Consider the following 20,328-nt stretch of genomic DNA (forward strand, 5'->3'; position numbering starts at 1 on the left):
GCGAACGGGATTCCTTCAGCAGCCGCGGCGATACCCGGCCTGGCGGCCCGCCCGGTCGGCGCGGATCATACGCATCAGCATGCCCTCGCGCAGGCCCCGGTCGGCGACGGTCAGCACCGGCACCGGCCAGAGCTGGCGGATGGCGGCATAGATGGCGCAGCCGGGCAGGACGAATTCCACCCGTTCCGGCCCGACGCAGGGGTGGGCAGCGAGGCCGGCGCGGCCGAGGGCGAAGAGGTCGCCCAGCGCCTGGTCCGCCACCGCGCGGTCCAGCCGGCAGCCATCCACCAGGGGGCGGCGGTAGCGGGGCAGGGCGAGGGCGACGCCGGCCAGGGTGGTGACGGTGCCGCTGGTGCCGATGAGACGGACGCCGCCGGCGCGGATCTCCTGCCCGATGCAATGGACACGGTCGAAGGCCTCGAGCTGCGCTGCCACCTCTTCCACCACCGCGGAGAAGCCGCTTTCGGTGAAGCAGGAGGAGCCGGCGCGCTCCGCCAGGGTGACGACGCCGAGGGGGAGGGAGATGTAGCCGATCAGCTCCGCGCTGGAAGGGCCATGGCCGGCGCGGACGCGGATCCAGGCGATTTCCGTGCTGCCGCCGCCGATGTCGAAGAGCAGGGCGCGGCGGTCGCCTTCTTCCAGCAGCGGGGTGCAGCTTTCCATCGCCAGCTCCGCCTCTTCCCGGGCGGAGATGATGCGGGGGCGGAGGCCGGTGGCGGCCTCGACGCGGGCGAGGAAGGCGGGGCCGTTGCCGGCGCGGCGGCAGGCTTCCGTCGCCACCGCCTGCAGGGCGCGCACCGGGCGGCGGTGCAGCTTCTCCGCGCAGGCGGCCAAGGCGCCCAGGGCGCGGTCCATGGCGGCTTCGGCAAGCTGGCCGGTGGTGGCCAGGCCCTCACCCAGCCGGACGATGCGGCTGAAACTGTCCAGCACCCGGAAGCCGTTGCCGCAAGGGGCGCCGACCAGCAGCCGGCAGTTATTGGTGCCGAGATCGAGCGCGGCATAGGCCGGCGCGCCCCCATGGCGCAGCAGCGCCGGGGCCTGGGGCAGGCATTCCCGCGCCGTCGCCGGGGCGGGATGCACGGGGCCCCCCGCTGCCGGGAGACCGATGGGAATGGCGTCATCGGGCATGGTTGGGCCAAGGGTTGCGGGTGCGGTCAGGCCGCCTCCCTCCATGATCCGGTGATGTAGTGCCCCGGGCAAGCGCTTTCATCCTTCGGGCAGTTGCGGAGCCCCGAATGAAGTGGTAGCACCCCGCTCCGCGCCGGCCGGAAGGCCCTGCGGCGGTCCCCGGGCGGTCCCGGTGGGGGATAGTTTAACGGTAGAACTCCCGACTCTGACTCGGGCAGTCTTGGTTCGAATCCAGGTCCCCCAGCCATGCCGCGTAGAACCTTTCCGACATCGCAGGGAAGGAACCCTGCCCGGTAGCGCGGTGCCGTGCGCGCGTGGCGCTGCGCCCATCCGGAAGCGGGGCCGGCGCCTGCGCAGAGATCGCCGGCCGCTTCAGGGCGGCGCTCCCTGCTCGTGCCGCCCCCGGACCGTAACACTCCGCCCGCTGCCCAGCCCGCTCCGCCCCTGATATGGTGAGGCACGACCCGCAGCATGGGCGGAGGGGAGAGAGATGGCAGACAACGGCTTCCGGCCCGATCAGGACCTCACGCGCATGCTGGCGGAATTCCGCCTGCCCAGGATGCCGGATCTCGACACCCTTGCAGCCGCGCAGCGGCGCAATCTGGAAGCCCTTTCCGCCGCCAACCGGGTGGCGCTGGAGGGCGCCCAGGCGGTGGCGCGGCGGCATATGGAAATCCTGCAATCCGCCATGGCCGACATGACCGAGGCGATGAGCGGGTTGACCGCCCAGGAAACGCCCCAGGCCAAGGCCGCCCGCCAGGCGGAGCTGCTGAAGGCCACCTATGAGAAGGCCGTCGCCAACATGCGCGAGGTGGCCGATCTCATCCAGAAGTCGAACGCCGAAGCGCTCGCCCTGCTGAACAAGCGCTTCACCGAGGCGATGGACGAAGTGAAGCAACTCATGGCCAAGCAGGGCTGATCCCAAGCCCGCTGCCGGGTGCGTCGGCCCCGCTGCCAGACTCAAGGTTTCCAAAGGCCTTTCGGCCTTTGGTAGGGGGAGTTTGAGGGGGACAAAGTCCCCCTCAAGCCTTCGTCGCCATCGCCAGCGGCGGCGGCTGCCGCGCCGCCCCCGGCCGCCCCAGCGCGCTGTAGCCCGGCGCCGTATTCTTCGGCAGCGCCGCCGTCGCGATGGTTTCGATCACCTTCGCCTGGATGGCGATGGCGCGTTCCAGCAGGGCGCGGTTTTCCTCGCCCAGGCGCTGCAGCCGGCTGGCCATCTCCTCCGCCGATTGCCGCATCTTCCCATCCGCCCGGCTGCCGGTCTTCGTCGCTGCCGCATAGGCCGCGGCGAAGGCGTCCGAGGCCTGCAATTTGGCCGAGGCCAGCCCCGCCGCGCGCGGCATGTCCAGCGAGACCAGCGCCTCGTTCTCCGCCCGCAGCGCCTCCGCCAGGCGCTGGCCGGCGAGCAGCAGGGCATCCAGCATCATCATCTCCGGCCTCTCCTTCATCGTGGGGGGATCTCCATGCCCTGGCGCCGCAGCATTTCCCGCAGGATGGCGTCGCCCAGGCCGAGCCCCTGGCCGCCGCGCACCGCCCGCTCGGCGATGGCGTCCACCAGCATGGGCTGCCAGCTTGCCTCCGCCGCCCCGCCACCGAAGAAGCCGCGGCTCTGGTCGGCGGTCGCGAAGGCCGGTTTCAACAGGGCCGCGAAGGCCTGGGCCTCGAAGGCCCGGGCCGCCTCGCGCAGCCGGGGGGGGATGGCGGCAAGCTGGGCGGGGGTCAGGCCCGGCATCAGCGCAACTCCAGGTCGGCCTGCAGCGCGCCGGCGGCCTTGATGGCCTGCAGGATGCTGATCAGATCGCGCGGACCGACGCCGAGGGAGTTCAGCCCCCGCACCAGATCCTGCAGGGAAATGCCGCCGGCGAGCACGCCGACGCGGCGGTCGGCCTGGTCGTCCACCTCGATATTGGTGCGCGGCACTACCACCGTCTCGCCATTGGCCAGCGGGTTGGGCTGGCTCACCTGCGGCGTCTCGGTCACCCGGATGGTCAGGTTCCCCTGGGCGATCGCTACGGTGGAAACCCGCACATTGCTGCCCATGACGATGGTGCCGGAGGATTCCTCGATGACCACCCGGGCGATCTGGTCCGGTTCCACCCGGAGCTGCTCGATGCCGGCGAGGAAGCCCATGGCGTCGCGGCCGACGAGGTTCAGCGTCACCGTCCGCGGGTCCTGCGCCGTCGCCGCCCCCGGGGCGGCGCGGTTGATGGCGACGGCGATGCGGCGGGCCGTGGTCAGGTCCGGATTGCGCAGCGCCAGGCGCAGCGTGTTGCGGCCGGCGAGGGAGAAAGGCACTTCCCGCTCCACGATGGCGCCGTTGGCGATGCGCGCCGCGGTCGGCACACCGCGCTGCACGCTGGCCCCGGCCCCGCGGGCGGCGATGGCGCCGGTCGCGACCGCCCCCTGGGAGACGGCATAGACCTCCCCATCCGCACCCAGCAGCGGGGTGACGACCAGGGTGCCGCCCTGGAGGTTGGTGGCATCGCCCAGGGCGGAGACGGCGACGTCGATGCGGCTGCCCGGCCGGGCGAAGGCGGGCAGGTTGGCCGTCACCATCACCGCCGCGACGTTCCGGGTGTCCAGCCGGGTCTCGTTGTCCCTGGTGTTGATGCCGAGGCGTTCCAGCATGCCGATCAGGGTCTGGCGGGTGAAGATGGAGGTGCGGAGCCGGTCCCCCGTGCCGTTCAACCCGACCACCAGGCCGTAGCCGACGAGCTGGTTGTCCCGGACGCCCTCGACATCCGCGATGTCCTTGATCCGCACCGGCTGGGCCTGGGCAGGTGCGGGGAGGGCAAGCGTGGAGAGCAGCGCCGTCATGGCCGCCGCCGCCAAGGCGATTTTCGCCCTTGCGAAAGCAATTTTGGCCACGCTGCTCTCCGTCCTGTGGATTTCAGGGACGGCCACCCTGGCCGCCCCTGCTCTGCGGGGGCAGGTGGCAACCCCCGTGCCAGGGTTTCGCCGGGGTTCAGGCGGCAAGGATTGCCCGGGGCAGGACCGGATTGCCGGGCGGGCCGGGTGCAGGAGGCAGGAAATGCGCGGTGTGGGCGGGGTGGGCGGGCCGGGGCCGGTCAGCGGCAAGCGCGGGCCCGGGCGGGCGGGCGCCAGCGGCTTCGCGGTGCCGGCCGGCGGGGCGGCGGCCAGCGCCCGCGCCGAGGCGGCTGCCGCCGCCGCGCCGCTCGGCCTGCTGGCCTTGCAGGAGCAGGGGGCGGAGCGCCGGCGGGATGCCGCGGCGCGGCGCCGGGCGACCTCCCTGCTGGAGGAGCTGAACGGGCTGCAGCGGGAGCTGCTGGACGGCCGCCCGGACCCGGAACGGCTCCGCCGCCTGGCAGCGCTGCAGCAAGGGGACGCGGCGGAAGACCCGGCGTTGCAGGAGGCGCTGGAGGGCATCCTGCTGCGCAGCCGCATCGAGCTGGCCCGGCGGGGCTGGGAAGATAGCCTGAACGACTCGTGAAAAACGCGGAGTATCAGGAATTTGCGAGGACGCAACCCCTTGGCGGAAAGGGGCTGGCGCCTGTATGGTCCGCCCGCCTCGGGGGTCGGCGCGACGGGCCCTGCCTCCAGGGGCTTGGGGCCGTCCAGACCATGCTCATCACGCTGCCGCCGGACTATAAGCCAAGCGACGACGAAGAGTTCATGAACCCCCAGCAGCAGGCGTATTTCCGCCAGAAGCTGCTGCGCTGGCGTCAGGAGCTGCTGCGGGAGGCCGGGGATACCCTGGCCAGCCTGTCCGCCGGCGGCATCACTGAGGCCGATCTCACCGACCGCGCCAGCGTCGAGACCGACCGGGCGCTGGAACTCCGCACCCGCGACCGCGCCCGCAAGCTGATCTCCAAGATCGACCAGGCGCTGGAGCGGATCGACAACGGCACCTACGGCTATTGCGAGGAGACCGGCGAGCCGATCGGCCTGCGCCGCCTCGAGGCCCGGCCGATCGCCACCCTCTCCATCGAGGCGCAGGAGCGCCATGAGCGGATGGAGAAGGTGCACCGGGACGATTAGACCCCCAGTAAGCCGCTGCGCGGCTTCTTGGGGGCCCCGAGGGCGCTCGATGAGCGATACCTCGCACAGCCTGTCGCGGCAAAGCCGCGCCAGGGCAGCGAGCGGTCCGGTTTCCACATTCCGCAGGCAGGGCCGGCCTCTCGCCTGTTCCCCACGAAGCTGCCGCGCGGCTCCGCGGGGGTCTATCCCCATGATGTCGCTGGCCCTACGGCATCGCTGGCGCGACGCCATGGGGCGCCCCCGAGGGCGCTTGTCGAGCGAGGTCTAGCACAGCCTGTCGCGGCAAAGCTGCGCCAGGGCAACGGGCGGTCCGGTTCCACTACGGGCGTTCCGCGATTAGCCTTCTCCCGGAAGCAGGGGAGGGGGTGCCATGCGTCTTCAGGACAGGCGGGCGATCATCACCGGCGGGGCCTCGGGCATCGGCCTGGCCTCGGCGCGGCTGTTCCTGGCGGAAGGCGCACAGGTGGCGCTGCTGGACCGGAATGAGGCGGCGCTGGCCGCCGCCACCGCCGAGCTGGGCTGCGCCGGCTTCACCCTGGATGTCGCCGATCCCGCCACGGTGGCGGCGGCAGTGGATGGCGCCGCCGGGCTGCTCTCCGGCCTGGATCTGGTGGTGAATGCCGCCGGCATCAGCCGCTGGGCGCATTTCGAGGACACGACGCCGGAGCTCTGGCGCCAGGTGATGGCGGTGAACCTGGACGGGCCGTTCCATGTCTGCCGCGCCGCCTTGCCGCATCTCCGGGCTGCCGGGCGGCCGGCCGCGGTGGTGAACCTGGCTTCCGCCGCCGGGCTGATGCCGCGGCCGAATTACACCGCCTATGGTTCCTCCAAGGGCGCGCTGGTGATGTTCACCCGCACCCTGGCCTTGGACCTGGCGAAGGAGGGCATCCGCGTGAACGCCGTCTGCCCCGGCGCCATCCTGACGCCGATGGTGACGGAGGCGCTCGAGGCCGCGCCGGACCGCGCCGCGGCGGAGGCGGTGTTCCTGGCGCGCTACGCCCTGGGCCGCTTCGGCCAGGCGGAGGAGGTGGCGCGGGTGGTATTGTTCCTCGCCAGCGACGAAGCGAGTTATGTTACCGGCGCCGCCTATACCGTGGATGGCGGCAGCGTCTTTCACTGAAGCGCCGGCCCCCCGGCGCAGGACGGAGCCGGGACCCGCATGAGAACACTGCGCCTTTGCGCCATGGCCCTGCTGGGCCTGGCCCTTGTCGCCCCGGCCGAGGCCCAAAACTGGCCGGAACGGCCGCTGCGCCTGCTGGTGCCCTTCGCCCCGGGCGGGGTGACGGACAGCATCGGCCGGCTGGGGGCCGAATGGCTGGGCGCCAGGCTGGGCCAGAACGTGGTGGTGGAGAACCGCACCGGCGGCAATGGCGTGATCGCGGTGGAGGCGGCGCTGCGCAGCCCCGCCGACGGCTACACGCTGCTCACCGCCAGCGCCTCCCAGATGGTGATGCTGCCGGCGCTGACGCGGGTTTCCTATGATGCGGCGCGGGATTTCGCGCCCGTTTCCATCCTCGGCGCCAATCCGCAGGTGCTGGCGGTCTCGGCGAAGCTGGGGGTGACCACCCTGACAGAATTCCTGGCGAAGCTGCGGGCAGCGCCGGAGGGGCTGAGCTATTCCTCCGGCGGCAACGGTTCCTCCAACCACCTGGCCATGGCGCTGCTGCTGCACCGGACCGGGCTGCGCGCCGTGCATGTGCCCTATCGCGGCGGGGCGCCGGCGATGCAGGCGCTGCTGGCGGGCGATGTGGCGGCCTATTTCGGCAACCCCTCGGACATCATCCCCCATGCGGGAGGTGGGGCGATCCGGGTGCTGGGCGTGGCGGGGCGGGCGCGGATGGCGGCGCTGCCCGAGGTGCCGACCATCGCCGAAGCGGGGGTGCCGGGCTTCGTCGCGGAGACCTGGAACGGCATCGTCGCCCCGGCCGGGACGCCGGCGCCGGTGCTGGAGAAGCTGGCGGGCACCCTGAACACGGCCTGCGGGGATGCCGGCTTCCGGGCGGCGCTGGAAAGGCTGGGGACGGTGCCGGTCTGCGCCTCGCCGGCGGCGATGCGGGAGGCGATCGCCATGGACGGGACGCAGTGGCGGGAACTGGTGCAGGCTGCCGGGCTCAGGCTGGAATAGTCGAGGAGGGCTCTGCCCCCTCTCTCGCATCGGACGCAGTGCGTCCGATCCCGCAAAGGGCCGGAGGGCCCTTTGAACCCTTGAGTTTTGCGCTTCGACCGACGGGCCCAAACTCAAGGTTTCCAAAGGCCCTTCGGCCTTTGGTAGGGGGAGTTTGAGGGGGACAAAGTCCCCCTCAACTCAAGCCTCCGCGGAAACCGGCACGCCTTTTTCCTTCAGCAGGCTCTGCAACTCGCCCGCCTGGAACATTTCCATGATGATGTCGCAGCCGCCGACGAACTCGCCATCGACATACAGCTGCGGGATGGTCGGCCAGTTGGTGTAGGCCTTGATCCCCTCGCGGATTTCCATGTCCTCCAGCACGTTGATGCCCTTGAAGGGCACCCCCAGGTGGCTGAGGATCTGCACCACGCGGGCGGAAAAGCCGCATTGCGGGAAGACCGGCGTGCCCTTCATGAAGAGCACCACGGGCTGGGCCTTGATCTCGCTCTCGATCCGCTCGAAGACCGGGTTGGTCATCTGCCGTTCCTTTCTCGCGCCGGCACCGGCGCCATGACAGGACTATGTCGGGGCGGAAGTCTGCAACGCAAGGGCGTGCAGCTCCCCGCCCATGCGCCCGCGCAACGCGGCATAAACGATCTGGTGCTGCTGCACCCGGCTCTTGCCGCGGAAGGCCTCGGAAATCACGGTGGCGGCGTAATGGTCGCCATCGCCGGCCAGATCCTCGATGGTGACCTGCGCGTCGGGCAGCGCCGCCTTGATCAGCGCCTCGATCTCTCCCGGCTGCATCGCCATCGCGGTCCGCTCCCCCTTCAGCTCTCGGCCATCAGCGCCGGCAGGGTGGCCTCATGCGCCACCCTGAGGCTTGCCACGGATATGGAGGGGCCCTCGGCCAGAGCCAAGGCCTCCCCGCCGCTGCGGCCGAGCTTCATCGCCGGGACGCCCGCAGCCGCGGCGGCCGCCAGCAGCGCCGCCGCATCCGCCACCGCCAGGACATAGCGGCCCTGGTCCTCGCCGAACCAGAAGGCGTGGGCGGGGATGCCGGCCAGGGCGGGGGCAAGGCTGGCGCCGCACCCCCCGGCCATGGCCATTTCCGCCAACCCAACCAGCAGCCCGCCATCCGAAAGGTCGTGGCAGGCCCGTACCTCCCCGGTCAGGATGCGGGCGCGGACGAAATCGCCGTTGCGGCGCTCGGCCGCGAGGTCCACCGGCGGCGGCGCGCCATCCTCCCGCCCCGCGATCTCCCGCAGCCAGAGGGACTGGCCGAGCCAGCCCTTCGTTTCCCCGATCACCACCAGGTCGAGCCCCGGCGCGAGGGACAGCCCGACCGCCTGGCCCACCTTCTCCAGCACGCCGACGCCGCCGATGGCGGGGGTGGGCAGGATCGCCCGCCCCTCGGTCTCGTTGTAGAGGGAGACATTGCCGCTCACGACCGGGAAGTCGAGCGCGGTGCAGGCGGCCGCCATGCCGCGGATGGCGGCGGCGAACTGCCCCATGATCTCGGGCTTTTCCGGGTTGCCGAAATTCATGTTGTCGGTGATGGCGAGCGGGCGGGCGCCGACCGCGGTCAGGTTCCGCCACGCCTCCGCCACCGCCTGCTTGCCGCCTTCCTCCGGGTCCGCGGCGCAGTAGCGCGGGGTGCAATCCGTGGTCATGGCGAGCGCCCGGGCGCCGCCCTTCTCCAGGCTCTCCTCCACCCGGACCACCGCGGCATCGGCGGCGCCGGGGCGGCGGGCGGTCTGGCCGCCGACCATGCTGTCATACTGGTCCCAGATCCAGCGGCGGGAGCAAAGGTCTAGGCTGCCGACGAGCTTGCCGAGGGCCGCCTCCGGCCCAACCGGGTCGGGGATGCTGGCGGCATCCAGCACCGGCAGCTTCGGCGTCTCGGCCGTCGGGCGCCGGTAGAGCGGTGCCTCGGATTCCAGCGGGGCAAGGGGGATATCCGCCTCCACCTGGCCGCGGTGCCGGATGACGATGCGGCCGGTGTCCGTCAGGTGGCCGATGACGGCGAAATCCAGCTCCCATTTGTGGAAGATCGCCGCCGCCTCGGCCTCGCGGCCGGGCTTCAGGATCATCAGCATGCGCTCCTGGCTTTCGGAGAGCATCATCTCATAGGCGGACATGCCCGCCTCGCGCTGCGGGACATCGTCCAGCACCAGCTCGATCCCGACGTCGCCCTTGCCGGCCATCTCCACCGAGGAGCTGGTCAGGCCGGCTGCACCCATGTCCTGGATGGCGACGATGGCGTCGGTGGCCATCAGCTCCAGGCAGGCCTCGATCAGCAGCTTCTCGACGAAGGGGTCGCCGATCTGGACGGTCGGCCGCTTCTCCTCGGAATCCGCGGAGAATTCGGCGCTGGCCATGGTGGCACCATGGATGCCGTCGCGACCGGTCTTGGAGCCCACGTAGACGACCGGGTTGCCGATGCCGGCCGCCGCGCTGAGAAAAATGCGGTCCTTCGGCGCAATGCCGACGGTCATCGCATTGACCAGTGGGTTGCCGTTGTAGGCGGGATGGAAATTCACCTCGCCGCCCACGGTCGGGACGCCGACGCAATTGCCGTAGCCGCCGATGCCGCGCACGACGCCGTCGATGACGCGCTTCATCCGTGGCGCCTCCGGCAGGCCGAAGCGCAGCGCGTTGAGGTTGGCGATGGGCCGGGCGCCCATGGTGAAGACATCCCGCAGGATGCCGCCCACCCCCGTCGCCGCGCCCTGATAGGGCTCGATGAAGCTCGGGTGGTTGTGGCTCTCCATCTTGAAGATGGCGGCCAGCCCGTCGCCGATATCGATGACGCCGGCATTCTCCCCCGGGCCATGGATCACCCAGGGCGCCTTGGTCGGCAGGCCGCGCAGCCAGACCCGGCTGGATTTGTAGGAGCAATGCTCCGACCACATGACGCTGAAGACGCCGAGCTCGGTCAGCGAGGGGGCGCGGCCGAGGATGGCCAGCACCCGCTCATACTCATCCGGCTTCAGGCCGAATTCGGCGGCGAGCTGGGCGGCGCGTTCCGGGGGGAGGGGGGCGGGGGGCTGGGTCATGCGTTCCTCAGGCCGCGGCGAAGCTCTCGGCCAGGCTCTCGAAGAGCGGCAAGCCATCCGTGCCGTCGATCTCCGGATCCACCTGGTTCTCCGGATGCGGCATCAACCCGAGCACGCGGAGATTGGGGGAAAGCAGCCCGGCGATATTGCGCGCGCTGCCATTGCGGTTGGCGGCTGCCGTCACCTCGCCCTGTGGCGTGGCGTAGCGCAGCGCCACCAGCCCCTCGCCCTCTAGCCGGTCGAGCGTTGCGGCATCCGCGAAGTAATTGCCGTCGCCATGCGCCATGGTGGCGCGGAAGACCTGGCCGCGCTGGAAGCGCCCGGTGAAGGGCGTATCCGCCCGCTCCACCCGCATGTGGCAATCCATGGAGAGGAAGCGCAGGGAGGCGTTGCGCAGCAGCGCCCCCGGCAGCAGGCCGGCCTCCGCCAGCATCTGGAAGCCGTTGCAGACGCCGAGCACATGCCCGCCACGCGCCGCGAATTCCTTCACCGCGCGCATGATCGGGCTCTGCGCCGCCATGGCGCCGCAACGGAGATAGTCGCCATAGGAGAAGCCACCCGGCAGCACCACCAGGTCGAGCCCCGCGGGCAGCTCCGTATCCCGGTGCCAGAGTAGCGGCGGCCTATGGCCGGTCGCGCGCTGCAGGGCCAGCGCCATGTCGCGTTCCCGGTTGGTGCCGGGGAAGAGGATGATCGCCGCCTTCATCTCGCCTGGTCCTTCACCCCAACAGCCACAACGCCACGCCGGCCAGCAGCAGGGCGCAAAGCAGATAGCCCGCCAGATCCACCGCCACGCCAAGCCGCGAGAAGAACACCCGCCGCCAGCCGAAGAGCAGCACCGCCGCCAGCGTCACCACCAGCATCACCGCCGCGCCGAACCCGCCGAGCAGGGTGGCGAGGCTGTCCATTCAGCCCTGCAGCACCCGCAGCCAGTGCAGCCCGCCGAGCACCGCGAGCGTCACCACCACCGCCAGCGTCGCCGCCGTCAGCCAGCGGTTCAGCTTGCGCTTCTGCGCCGCCACCCAGCCGCCGGGCGGCTTCGCCACCGGCCGCAGCGCCGCCATCCGCTCCTCCCGCCAGCGCAGCCCGATGCTGATCAGCACCGTCAGCACCGCCATGATGAGGAGCGAGGCCTTAATCATGGGCGCGCCTGCCGCAGGACATCACGGTCTCAGCCGACCGTGACCGAGAAGCTTTCGATCACCGTATTGGCCAGCAGCTTGCGCGCCATCTCCTCCGCCGCCGCCTTGGCCTTCACCGGATCGGTCTCGGCCAGCTCCAGCTCGATCACCTTGCCCGCCCGCACCTCGCCGATGCCGGCGAAGCCGAGGCCGGTGAGGGCATGGCCGATCGCCTTGCCCTGCGGGTCCAGCACGCCGGCCTTCGGCATCACCGTCACGAACGCCTTCATGCCTCAACCCTTCTCCCATGGAGGCCGCACCGATTCGCGCCGCCGGTGCTCGGCGCCGCCCGCGGCACCCGGCGACCGAAGGCGGTCATTGCAGCGTCTCCGGCCCCTTCATGTCCCTGACGCCGGCCTCCGGCAGGATGCCGAGGCGGCGCGCTACTTCCTGGTAGCCCTCCTCGACCTTGCCGAGATCGCGGCGGAAGCGGTCCTTGTCCATCTTCTCGCCGGTCTTGGCGTCCCAGAGCCGGCAATTATCCGGGCTGATCTCGTCGGCCAGGACGATGCGCATCTCGTCATTCTCGTAGAGCCGGCCGAATTCCAGCTTGAAATCCACCAGCGTGATGCCGACGCCGAGCAGGAGCCCGGTGAGGAAGTCGTTCACCCGGAGCGCAAGCTGGACCATGTCGTCCAGGTCCTGGGTGGCGGCCCAGCCGAAGGCGGTGATGTGCTCCTCGCACACCATCGGGTCGTTCAGCGCCGCGTTCTTGTAGTAGTATTCGATGATGGAGCGCGGCAGCCGCGTGCCCTCGGCGATGCCGAGGCGCGTCGAAAGGCTGCCGGCCGCGACGTTGCGCACCACTACGGAAAGCGGAATGATCTCCACCTCCCGGATCAACTGCTCCCGCATGTTCAGCCGGCGGATGAAATGGGTGGGGATGCCAATCTCCATCAGCCGGCTCATCAGGTATTCGCTGATCCGGTTGTTCAGCACGCCCTTGCCGGTGATGGTGCCCCGCTTCTGGTTGTTGAAGGCGTGCGCGTCATCCTTGAAGTACTGCACCAGGGTGCCGGGCTCCGGGCCTTCGAACAGGATCTTGGCTTTGCCCTCATAGAGCTGACGGCGTCGCGCCATGTGGAATGAATCCTTCTCTGGGCCCTGAAGCCGCGCGGCGCCTGTGGGGCGCCCGGCGCGGCCGGCCCGTCTCTGCGGCGGCGATATAGCAAGCGTGGCCGCCTGCCGCCACTTGCGGGGGACGAGAAGGGGTGCCGCCGCGCCCGAGCCCGCCCGGCCGGGGGGAGGCCCGCGGCCTTGTCACGGGACGCCCCTCGGGTCCAAAGATCTTTGGAAACCGCGGGTTAGAGGAAAGCTATAGCGGGACCGGCCGGAAGGGGGCGCGGTCCGGCGGGCCGGCGGCGAACAGCCATTGCACCGCGCCATCCGCGCCCAGGGCCAGCAGGCTGGAGGATACGGTGCCGAACCCGCCCAGCGGCGGCACGTTCAGCGCGGCGCCGCGGGGCAGGCTGGGGTCGCCGCTGGTGTCGCGGTCGGCCAGCAGGGCGGCCCAGGCGGTCCACTCCCCGGCCACCGGGTCCGGCGGCGGGGCCGCCTGGAAGCGTGGCAGATGCCGGGCGGTGCGGGGGCTGGCCAGGTCGTTCGGGTCATGCGCCGTCACCATGCTTACCCCCGGCGGCAGGGGCAGGGCCTCCGCCCGGCCCTCGCCCAGGCCGCGCAGGAAGAAGGCCGAGTCGCGGTCGGCGATGACCATGTTGAAGCTGCGCCAGTCCCCCGCCGGCAGGGCGGCGATGGCGGCGGCCGCGGCGGCGGCATCCGGCGCCGCCAGGGCCAGCAGCGGCAGCTCCCCGCGGGAGCGCTTGCCGGGGGCGGGGCCGAGGCTGCCCGGGCGGTTCAGCACCGTGGCCACCACCCCGGCGCGGTTCACCGCCATCCAGCTCCCGCCGCCGCTGCGGTCCCGGCCGCCCACCACGCCGGGGCGGTCCGGCCACCAGGGGCCGGGCGGGTCCGCCGCCCGGTCCAGCATCTCGTCCCGGTTGGCGGCGATCAGCACCGGCCAGGCATGGCCCGGCCGGCGCAGCAGGATGACGGTACACATTCGGGGCCGACTATAAGCCACCGCACCGCTCCCGATAGGGCCGCCGCCGCCGCCGGAACGCCGCCCGCGGCTTGCTGGGCTGGTCTGCACGAAACGAAGGCATGATTTCGCGCTGCCCTCCGTTGCTTAGGCAGAGGCGCCGGATTTGGCCGGAAAACTGCCTGCTGGCGGGGCATCAATTGGGCACTCTGTATTAGAATATCCTCGTATCGGCATTGCTGCGCCGCCACTTCCATGGCCTGCTGGCCGCCGGAGCGAGGAATTGCCGTATGAGCTTTGCGGGTAAGACCGTCCTGGTGACCGGCGCGCAGCAGGGGATCGGCCGCGCCATGGCGCTGGGCTTCGCCGCCGCCGGCGCCGACATCGCCATCAACTGGCTGGACGATGCCGCCGCGGCCGAAGCGGTGGCGGCGGGGGTGCGCGGCCTCGGCCGCCGCGCCCTGCTGATCCGCGGCGATGTCGGCAAGCTGGACGACATCGCCGCCATGGTCGCGGCCACCGTCGAGGGTCTCGGCGGGCTCGACGTGCTGGTCAACAATGCCGGGGTCTTTCCGCGCGTCCCCTTCCTCGAAATGACCGAGGCGGATTGGGATTTCGTCGTCGACATCAACCTGAAGGGCAGCGCCTTCGCCGCCCAGGCGGCGGCGAAGGCGATGGTGGCGGCGGGCAGGCCGGGCGCCGTCATCAACCTCTCCTCGCAATCGGTGCGCGGCCACCATCTCGGCATCCACTACTCGGCGACGAAGAACGGCGTGGTCGGGCTGACGCGCTCCATGGCGCTGGCCCTCGCGCCGCACGGCATCCGGGTGAACGCCATCGCCCCCGGCCTGACCGACACGGCGCAGCCGCGCTACGGCCATGACGAGGCGGAGCTGGCGGCGATGGCGAAGACCGTGCCGCTCGGCCGCATGGGCCAGCCGGAGGATATCGCGAATCTCGCCGTGTTCCTGGCCTCGCCGGCGGCCAGCTACGTCACCGGGCAGGTCTATCACATCAATGGCGGCAGCCACATGGCGTAAGCCGCACCTGACCTGCCCGCGACATCCGCCACCTGCCGGCGAGGGGCGCGGACAGGCAGGCCGTCGAACACGAAGGCGGCGGACCGACGGATTTCGGGACACGGACCCGGCGGAGGTGCAGGGTCGCGGGCACTGCCCGCGGCGACCTCCTGCTGGAGGTGCGGGGGCGGAGCCCCCGTCAGCGCCAGCCGTAATAGTAAGGCCGCGGCCCCCAGTACCGCGGCGGGGGCGGCGGCGGGGCGTAGTAGCCATAGGGCCGCCAGTGCGGCCGCCGCCAATAGGCCGGCGGCGGGGGCGGCGGCCGGCGGTAATAGGCAGGCGGGGGCGGCGGCCGGTAATAGTACCCGCCATGGGCCTGTGCGTCGCCCGGCACCGCCAGGGCGGCGAGCCCAAGGGCGCCGAAGGCGATGAGGGCGCTGCGAAGCCTCAGCATGACACTGCTTCTCCTGAGCCGCGGGACCCCTTCGAGGTCCCTGGAAGGTTAACGCCGCGGAAGGCTAACCCCGTGTCTGGGGCGGAAACACGGCGGCCGCCGGGCGGTGGCGGGGCAGCCCCGCGCCCGGTTTCACCTTCCCGCGAAAACCCGGGCGAAGATGGTGTCGACCTGAGCGAAATCCCGCGCCGGGTCCATCACCCGAGCGAGGGACCCGGCGTCGAACCGCGCCGCCACCGCCGGGTTGTCCAGCAGGTTCTCGGCGAAGCCGCGGGCGCCGGGGCGGCCCAGCGCGGTCCAGGTGGCCATGGCGGCTTCCTGCACCGCGGCATAGGCCTCCTCCCGGCTGATGCCGGCCTGGGTCAGCGCCAGCAGCACCTTCTGGCTGTGGACGACGCCGCCCAGGCTTTCCAGGTTTTCCCGCATCCGCTCCGGGTAGACGGTCAGCTTCTCCATCATCCCGGCCAGCCTCGCCAGCGCGAAATCCAGGGCGATGCAGGCGTCCGGGGCGATCACCCGCTCCACGCTGGAATGGCTGATGTCGCGCTCATGCCACAGCGCGACATTCTCCAGCGCCGGCGTCACATAGCCGCGCACCAGCCGGGCCAGGCCGGTGAGGTTCTCGCTCAGCACCGGGTTCCGCTTGTGCGGCATGGCGGAGGAGCCTTTCTGGCCGGCGTGGAAATACTCCTCCGCCTCGCGCACCTCGCTGCGCTGCAGGTGGCGCACCTCGGTCGCCAGCCGCTCGACCCCGCTCGCCACCACGCCGAGGGTGGCGAAGAAGGCGGCGTGGCGGTCGCGCGGGATGACCTGGGTGGATTGCGGCTCGGCGGCGAGGCCGAGCTTCTCGGCGACATAGGCCTCCACCCGCGGATCGACGCTCGCGAAGGTGCCGACCGGGCCGGAGATGGCGCAGGTGGCGATCTCCGCCTTCGCCGCCTTCAGCCGGTCCCGGTTGCGGCGGAATTCGGCGTAATGCCCGGCCAGCTTCAGCCCGAAGGTGGTGGGCTCGGCATGGATGCCGTGGCTGCGGCCGATGGTCGGGGTGTATTTGAACTCCTCGGCGCGGCGGGCCAGCGCCGCCATCACCGCCTCCACCCCCGCGATCAGCAGGTCCGCGGCGCGGGAAAGCTGCACCGCGAGGCAGGTATCCAGCACGTCGGAGCTGGTGAGCCCCTGGTGCATGAAGCGCGCCTCCGGCCCGATCCCCTCCTGCATCCAGGTGAGGAAGGCGATGACGTCATGCCGCGTCACCCGCTCGATGGCGTCGATCGCCTCGACCTCGGCCGGGCCGATGCCGGCGGCGCGGGGGGCGCCCTTTTCCCGAATCACCTTCGCGGCCTCGGCCGGGATGGTGCCGAGGGCGGCCATGGCCTCGGCTGCCAGCGCCTCGATCTCGAACCAGATGCGGAAGCGTTCCGCCGGGGAGAAGATCGCATCCATCTGGGGGCGGGTGTAGCGGGGGACCATAGGGGGGCCTCGGCGGCATGTTCGGGGCAGGGGGCGGTTTGGACCGCGGGGCCGGGCCTTGGCAAGCCTGGAGCCAGTCCGGGGAGCCGGTCCGGGGAGGATCGGGGATGGGTCCGGGCTGGATCAGGCGCGTTGGGCCAAGGAGCGGGTCGAAGGGGGCACGGGCGGCGGCACCCAGGCCCGCCAGACCCTGATCGCGAGGAATGTTGCTGTACGGGGTTGCGCAAAGATTAGCGAATATTTATCTGCCGCCGCTGTAGCTGCCCCCCGCTCACCCGCCAGGAACCCCACGCCGATGCCCGAATGGTTGGTCCCGCTCGCCCAGGTGCTGTTCATCGACATCGTCCTGGCCGGCGACAACGCCATCGTCGTCGGCATGGCCGCCGCCGGCCTGCCGGTGGAACAGCGCCGCAAGGCGATCTTCTTCGGCATCATCGCCGCCACCGTCATGCGCATCGGCTTCGCCGCCGTCACCGCGCAGCTCCTCGCCATCGTCGGCATCACCCTGGCCGGCGGCGTGCTGCTGCTCTGGGTCTGCTGGAAGATGTTCCGGGAGCTGCGGGAGCATGGCCAGGCCGAGGCCGGGGAGGGCGACGTCTCCGCCAAGCTGGCGGCGGCCGAGGCCAGCGCGCCGCGCAAGACCCTGCCCCAGGCGATCCTGCAGATCCTGATCGCCGACGTCTCCATGAGCCTCGACAACGTGCTGGCGGTCGCCGGCGCGGCGAAGGACCATGGCTGGGTGCTGGTCGCCGGCCTTGCCATCTCCGTCGTGCTGATGGGCGTCGCGGCGACGCTGATCGCCAACCTGCTCAGCAAGCATCGCTGGATCGCCTGGGTCGGGCTGCTCGTCATCCTCTACGTGGCGCTCGACATGATTTGGGAAGGCACCCACCAGGTCGCCGGCCAGGTGCCGGGCGCCTATGCCTATCTCATGCTGCCGCTCGGCTACCTAGCCCTGCCGGGCGTCTTCCCGGCCTGGATCTGGGCCGCGGCGACGGCCGGGCAGGTGATGGTCTTCGCCGCGCTGGCGACCATCACCGTCGGGTTGGTGCGGCGGGCCTCCGGCAACGGCTCCGCCGGGGGGCATTAGAGCGTGATCGGTTGAGGTCGCCTCGACCGAAACCGCGAATCGCGCGACCGACAAGGCGCCGGAGCGGGGTGCGGGAGCGAAGGCGAACGCGGCACGCTCCGGCGCCCGCCGCGCAGCGCCGCGGCGGGCGCGGGCGAGGGCGGCTTCACACCGCCGTCACGCTCGCCTAGGGTGCGCGCCGCCGGCCCTGGCCGGTGGACACACCCTGGAATGCCCGCCGGCCCAAACGGCAGGGCCGGAGCCGCCAAGCATGGATCTCTCCGCGATCGCCGGTAGCTGGGACTGGCTGATCCTGTCGCAAATCCTCGGCGTCAACATCGTCCTCTCGGGCGACAACGCCGTCCTCATCGCCCTCGCCGCCGCCGGGCTGCCGGCGGATAAGCGCGCCAAGGCCATCATGTTCGGCATGGTGCTCGCCGTGGTGCTGCGCGTCATCCTCAGCGTCGCGGCGGTGCAGCTCCTCGCGATCCCCGGCCTGCTGCTGCTCGGCGGCGCGCTGCTGCTCTGGATCGCCTGGGGCTTCTTCCAGGAGCTGCGCTCCGAGGACAAGGAGGAGGAATCCGGCCGCCATGCGGAGCATGAGGAGAAGACCCTCGGCACCGCGCTCCGCCAGATCGTCATCGCCGACGTCTCCATGAGCCTCGACAACGTGCTCGCCGTCGCGGGTGCCGCCGGCGGCAACATGCCGATGCTGATCCTCGGCCTGCTGATCTCCATCCTGCTGATGGGCGTCGCCGCGACGCTGATCTCGAAGCTGCTGGAGCGCTATCGCTGGATCGCCTATGTCGGCGTCGCGCTGATCGTCTACATCGGCGTGAAGATGATCTACGAGGACCTCCACCGGTTGTGGGAGCGCTTCGGCCCGCACCATGCCATGTGGCACAAGGCGGCCCCGGCGCTGGCCAAGGCGGCTGCCCTGCCGCTGCTCGGCGGTTGAGCGGTATCATGCGGGCCGGCGGGGCCGGGCTGGCGCCGGCGGGGCTGCTGCTGCCCCTGCTGCTGGGCTGCCAGGCGGTGCCGCCCGCTGCCGACCCCGCCGAGGCGCCGGCCGCCGCGGCTGCCCCGGTGGCGGAGGCGCCGACCGCCCCGGCGCGGCCGGCGGCCAACGCCCCCGTTCCCAATGCCCTGGCCATCGCCCGCCGCCTGCCCGCCGAGGCCGCCGGCTTCCATCGCGGCAACCTGACCGCGCTGCGCGGCGGCGGGCAGGAGGTGGGCTACCGCACCACCGGCCTCACCGCCGCCGGCGCGACGGTGGAGGTGCATCGCCCGGGCCTGGCGCTGGACGCCGGCGGGCTGGACCGGGCCCTGGCCGAGCTGGTGCGGGAGGCGACGCAGCCCGCCCCGGCCCGCAGCCTCAGCGCGCAATCCCACCTTTCCATCCCGGATCCGCGGCCGGAACGCGGCGCCCCGCCGGGCCTGGCCTGCGCCGAGACCGCCGGCACCTATGGGCGGGAGAGGGTGGCCGGGCTGGTCTGCGTCGGCGCCGCCCAGGGCGCGCTGCTGCGGCTGCGCGTGCTGATGCCGGACCAGGACCCGCCCCCTGGCGACGCCCGCGCCTTCGCCACCGCCATCCTGGCGGCGCTGCGCGGCGCCTGATGCCAGCCGCCTGATGCAATCCGCCTGGCGCCTTCCCACCTGCGGCGGATGAACGCACTCCCCCCCCCGGACCCGATGCGGGTCTTCGACCGGCGGCTGCTGCGGTTGCGGCGGGACCGGGCCGCGGCCACGGTGCAGGGCGTGGCGCCGGTGCTGGAGGCCGCGGCGGAATTGCTGCTGGACCGGCTGGACGACACCACCCACCGCTTCACCCGGGCGCTGGATCTGGGCGGGCGAGGGGTGGTGGCGCCGCTGCTGCGGGCACGGGGCATTCCCTTCATCGTCTCCATGGATCTCTCGGCCCGCATGGCAGCCAAGGGGCGGGAGATGGCAGGGGGGCTGGCGTTGGCGGGGGATGAGGAATGGCTGCCCTTCGCCCCGGAAAGCTTCGACCTGGTGGTGGCCAGCCTCTCCCTGCACTGGGTGAACGACCTGCCGGGGGCGCTGGTGCAGATCCGCCGGGCGCTGAAGCCGGATGGGCTGTTCCTGGCCGCGCTGCCCGGCCTCGGCACGCTGCAGGCGTTGCGGGAGGCGCTGGCAGGGGCGGAGACGGAGCTGCGCGGCGGCATCTCGCCGCGGGTTTCGCCCTTCCCCGATCTGCGCGACCTGGCCGGGCTGCTGCAGCGCGCCGGTTTCGCCATGCCGGTGGCGGATGCGGAGACGCTGCACCTGTCCTATCGCAGCCCGATGGCGCTGTTCGCCGATTTGCGGGCAGCGGGGGAGGGGAATGCGGTGCTGGCGCGGGACGGGCGGATTCCGCCCCGGGCGCTGCTGCCGCTGGCGGCCAGCCGGCTGCCGGAGGAGGGGGGCGCCATTCCGGTGGAATTGCGGCTGCTGACCATGACCGGCTGGGCACCGCATGAGAGCCAGGGCCGCCCGGCACGTCCGGGCAGCGCGACGCACCGCCTGGCGGAGGCGCTGGGGGTGGAGGAGCGGAGCGCGGGGGAGAAGGCGGGGCGCTGACGGGAGGCTGCGTCCCGCCGGCGCCAGGATGCAGCGGCTCCAACGGCAAGCCGGGCCGGCCTGCCCTTGCGGAGCTTCCATGGCGGCGGCAAGGCGGGGGCTTCGCCCCCGAACTCCCGCCAGGGGCGCGGCCCCTGGACCCCGCCGGCGGGAAAGCGTCCCCCCGGACCTTGCCCTGAACCTGAATTTGCCGGTTGGAACCTCGCGCTAGAGCGGTTTCACGC

General features: G+C 71.7%; 24 protein-coding genes, 1 tRNA gene and 1 pseudogene. 11 read left to right on the top strand and 15 right to left on the bottom strand.

The features are described 5' to 3' along the window. Positions 1-15: 15 nt before the first annotated feature. The gene (locus E5N76_RS11550) at positions 16-1,080 is read right to left on the bottom strand and encodes a Ppx/GppA phosphatase family protein (protein WP_408021706.1); all 1,065 of its coding nucleotides are present in this window, start codon (positions 1,078-1,080) and stop codon (positions 16-18) included. A 221-nt stretch (positions 1,081-1,301) separates the two neighbouring features. Between E5N76_RS11550 and E5N76_RS11555 the strand changes: the two genes are divergently transcribed. After that, a tRNA-Gln gene (locus E5N76_RS11555) sits at positions 1,302-1,375 on the top strand. A 243-nt stretch (positions 1,376-1,618) separates the two neighbouring features. After that, positions 1,619-2,047, top strand: coding sequence for a phasin family protein (locus E5N76_RS11560; protein WP_149537457.1), 429 nt, complete (start codon positions 1,619-1,621; stop codon positions 2,045-2,047). Positions 2,048-2,150: 103 nt separating this feature from the next. Here the strand turns inward: E5N76_RS11560 and E5N76_RS11565 are convergent, their stop codons facing one another. From E5N76_RS11565 to E5N76_RS11575, 3 genes are read right to left on the bottom strand one after another with little or no spacing between them, the layout of a single operon-like run. Further along, positions 2,151-2,576 (bottom strand): hypothetical protein, encoded by a 426-nt coding sequence (locus E5N76_RS11565; RefSeq protein WP_149537458.1) that lies wholly within the window; start codon positions 2,574-2,576, stop codon positions 2,151-2,153. Next, a complete protein-coding gene (locus E5N76_RS11570) occupies positions 2,573-2,860 on the bottom strand; it encodes a rod-binding protein (RefSeq protein WP_149537459.1) in 288 nt (95 codons plus the stop codon). Before E5N76_RS11570 ends, E5N76_RS11565 begins: the two co-directional genes overlap by 4 nt. After that, positions 2,860-3,945 carry a flagellar basal body P-ring protein FlgI gene (locus E5N76_RS11575; RefSeq protein ID WP_149537460.1) on the bottom strand — a complete coding sequence of 362 codons (1,086 nt, stop codon included), beginning with the start codon at positions 3,943-3,945 and terminating at the stop codon, positions 2,860-2,862. The genes E5N76_RS11570 and E5N76_RS11575 overlap by 1 nt, the downstream gene beginning before the upstream one ends. Positions 3,946-4,159: 214 nt before the next feature. Between E5N76_RS11575 and E5N76_RS29490 the strand changes: the two genes are divergently transcribed. The 4 genes from E5N76_RS29490 (at position 4,160) to E5N76_RS11595 (ending at position 7,252) form a co-directional block, all read left to right on the top strand. Then, a complete protein-coding gene (locus E5N76_RS29490; RefSeq protein WP_187830118.1) occupies positions 4,160-4,579 on the top strand; it encodes a flagellar assembly protein FliX in 420 nt (139 codons plus the stop codon). 131 nt (positions 4,580-4,710) lie between these two features. After that, complete coding sequence (gene dksA / locus E5N76_RS11585; protein WP_149537462.1) at positions 4,711-5,127, top strand: RNA polymerase-binding protein DksA; 417 nt, start codon at positions 4,711-4,713, stop codon at positions 5,125-5,127. A 370-nt stretch (positions 5,128-5,497) separates the two neighbouring features. Then, positions 5,498-6,247: an SDR family NAD(P)-dependent oxidoreductase gene (locus E5N76_RS11590; protein ID WP_149537463.1), complete on the top strand. Its 750-nt coding sequence runs from the start codon at positions 5,498-5,500 to the stop codon at positions 6,245-6,247. Positions 6,248-6,286: 39 nt separating this feature from the next. Continuing rightward, a complete protein-coding gene (locus E5N76_RS11595; protein ID WP_149537464.1) occupies positions 6,287-7,252 on the top strand; it encodes a Bug family tripartite tricarboxylate transporter substrate binding protein in 966 nt (321 codons plus the stop codon). 180 nt (positions 7,253-7,432) lie between these two features. On the opposite strand, the gene grxD is transcribed toward E5N76_RS11595, so the two are convergent. The 9 genes from grxD to E5N76_RS11640 all read right to left on the bottom strand — a co-directional run bounded on the left by grxD (position 7,433) and on the right by E5N76_RS11640 (position 13,533). After that, positions 7,433-7,771 carry a Grx4 family monothiol glutaredoxin gene (gene grxD, locus E5N76_RS11600; protein WP_149537465.1) on the bottom strand — a complete coding sequence of 113 codons (339 nt, stop codon included), beginning with the start codon at positions 7,769-7,771 and terminating at the stop codon, positions 7,433-7,435. 42 nt (positions 7,772-7,813) lie between these two features. After that, entirely contained in the window at positions 7,814-8,047 is a 234-nt protein-coding gene (locus E5N76_RS11605; RefSeq protein ID WP_149537466.1) for a BolA family protein, read from the bottom strand. Positions 8,048-8,064: 17 nt separating this feature from the next. Beyond that, positions 8,065-10,293 (bottom strand): phosphoribosylformylglycinamidine synthase subunit PurL, encoded by a 2,229-nt coding sequence (purL, locus tag E5N76_RS11610; protein ID WP_149537467.1) that lies wholly within the window; start codon positions 10,291-10,293, stop codon positions 8,065-8,067. Between the two features lie 7 nt (positions 10,294-10,300). Next, positions 10,301-10,999 (bottom strand): phosphoribosylformylglycinamidine synthase subunit PurQ, encoded by a 699-nt coding sequence (purQ, locus tag E5N76_RS11615; protein ID WP_149537468.1) that lies wholly within the window; start codon positions 10,997-10,999, stop codon positions 10,301-10,303. 13 nt (positions 11,000-11,012) lie between these two features. Then, entirely contained in the window at positions 11,013-11,201 is a 189-nt protein-coding gene (locus tag E5N76_RS11620) for a hypothetical protein (RefSeq protein WP_149537469.1), read from the bottom strand. Continuing rightward, positions 11,202-11,435 carry a hypothetical protein gene (locus E5N76_RS11625; protein WP_149537470.1) on the bottom strand — a complete coding sequence of 78 codons (234 nt, stop codon included), beginning with the start codon at positions 11,433-11,435 and terminating at the stop codon, positions 11,202-11,204. Between the two features lie 29 nt (positions 11,436-11,464). Continuing rightward, positions 11,465-11,704 (bottom strand): phosphoribosylformylglycinamidine synthase subunit PurS, encoded by a 240-nt coding sequence (purS, locus tag E5N76_RS11630; RefSeq protein ID WP_149537471.1) that lies wholly within the window; start codon positions 11,702-11,704, stop codon positions 11,465-11,467. Positions 11,705-11,789: 85 nt separating this feature from the next. Then, entirely contained in the window at positions 11,790-12,554 is a 765-nt protein-coding gene (gene purC, locus E5N76_RS11635) for a phosphoribosylaminoimidazolesuccinocarboxamide synthase (protein WP_149537472.1), read from the bottom strand. 235 nt (positions 12,555-12,789) lie between these two features. Next, on the bottom strand, positions 12,790-13,533 hold the full coding sequence (locus E5N76_RS11640; RefSeq protein WP_149537473.1) for an NRDE family protein: 744 nt from the start codon (positions 13,531-13,533) through the stop codon (positions 12,790-12,792). Positions 13,534-13,802: 269 nt separating this feature from the next. Here E5N76_RS11640 and E5N76_RS11645 point away from each other — a divergent pair, with 269 nt between their 5' ends. Further along, a complete protein-coding gene (locus E5N76_RS11645) occupies positions 13,803-14,552 on the top strand; it encodes an SDR family NAD(P)-dependent oxidoreductase (RefSeq protein WP_149537474.1) in 750 nt (249 codons plus the stop codon). Positions 14,553-14,730: 178 nt separating this feature from the next. On the opposite strand, the gene E5N76_RS11650 is transcribed toward E5N76_RS11645, so the two are convergent. Together E5N76_RS11650 and purB are read right to left on the bottom strand one after the other, a co-directional pair. Continuing rightward, on the bottom strand, positions 14,731-14,985 hold the full coding sequence (locus E5N76_RS11650; protein WP_187830119.1) for a hypothetical protein: 255 nt from the start codon (positions 14,983-14,985) through the stop codon (positions 14,731-14,733). 132 nt (positions 14,986-15,117) lie between these two features. Further along, positions 15,118-16,455 carry an adenylosuccinate lyase gene (gene purB / locus E5N76_RS11655; protein ID WP_149537475.1) on the bottom strand — a complete coding sequence of 446 codons (1,338 nt, stop codon included), beginning with the start codon at positions 16,453-16,455 and terminating at the stop codon, positions 15,118-15,120. A 295-nt stretch (positions 16,456-16,750) separates the two neighbouring features. On the opposite strand from purB, the pseudogene E5N76_RS11660 reads away from it, so the two are divergent. From E5N76_RS11660 to E5N76_RS11675, 4 genes and pseudogenes are all read left to right on the top strand, one after another. Further along, positions 16,751-17,353 (top strand): annotated as a pseudogene (locus tag E5N76_RS11660) (TerC family protein); the annotation flags it as partial. 442 nt (positions 17,354-17,795) lie between these two features. Then, positions 17,796-18,482, top strand: a complete 687-nt coding sequence (locus E5N76_RS11665; protein WP_149537477.1) for a YjbE family putative metal transport protein — start codon at positions 17,796-17,798, stop codon at positions 18,480-18,482. Beyond that, on the top strand, positions 18,479-19,141 hold the full coding sequence (locus E5N76_RS29495; protein ID WP_207791953.1) for a hypothetical protein: 663 nt from the start codon (positions 18,479-18,481) through the stop codon (positions 19,139-19,141). Before E5N76_RS11665 ends, E5N76_RS29495 begins: the two co-directional genes overlap by 4 nt. 48 nt (positions 19,142-19,189) lie before the next feature. Beyond that, complete coding sequence (locus tag E5N76_RS11675) at positions 19,190-20,104, top strand: methyltransferase domain-containing protein (RefSeq protein ID WP_149537478.1); 915 nt, start codon at positions 19,190-19,192, stop codon at positions 20,102-20,104. Positions 20,105-20,328: the final 224 nt, after the last annotated feature.

The organism is Siccirubricoccus phaeus, from assembly GCF_008360935.1.
Classification (GTDB): domain Bacteria; phylum Pseudomonadota; class Alphaproteobacteria; order Acetobacterales; family Acetobacteraceae; genus Siccirubricoccus; species Siccirubricoccus phaeus.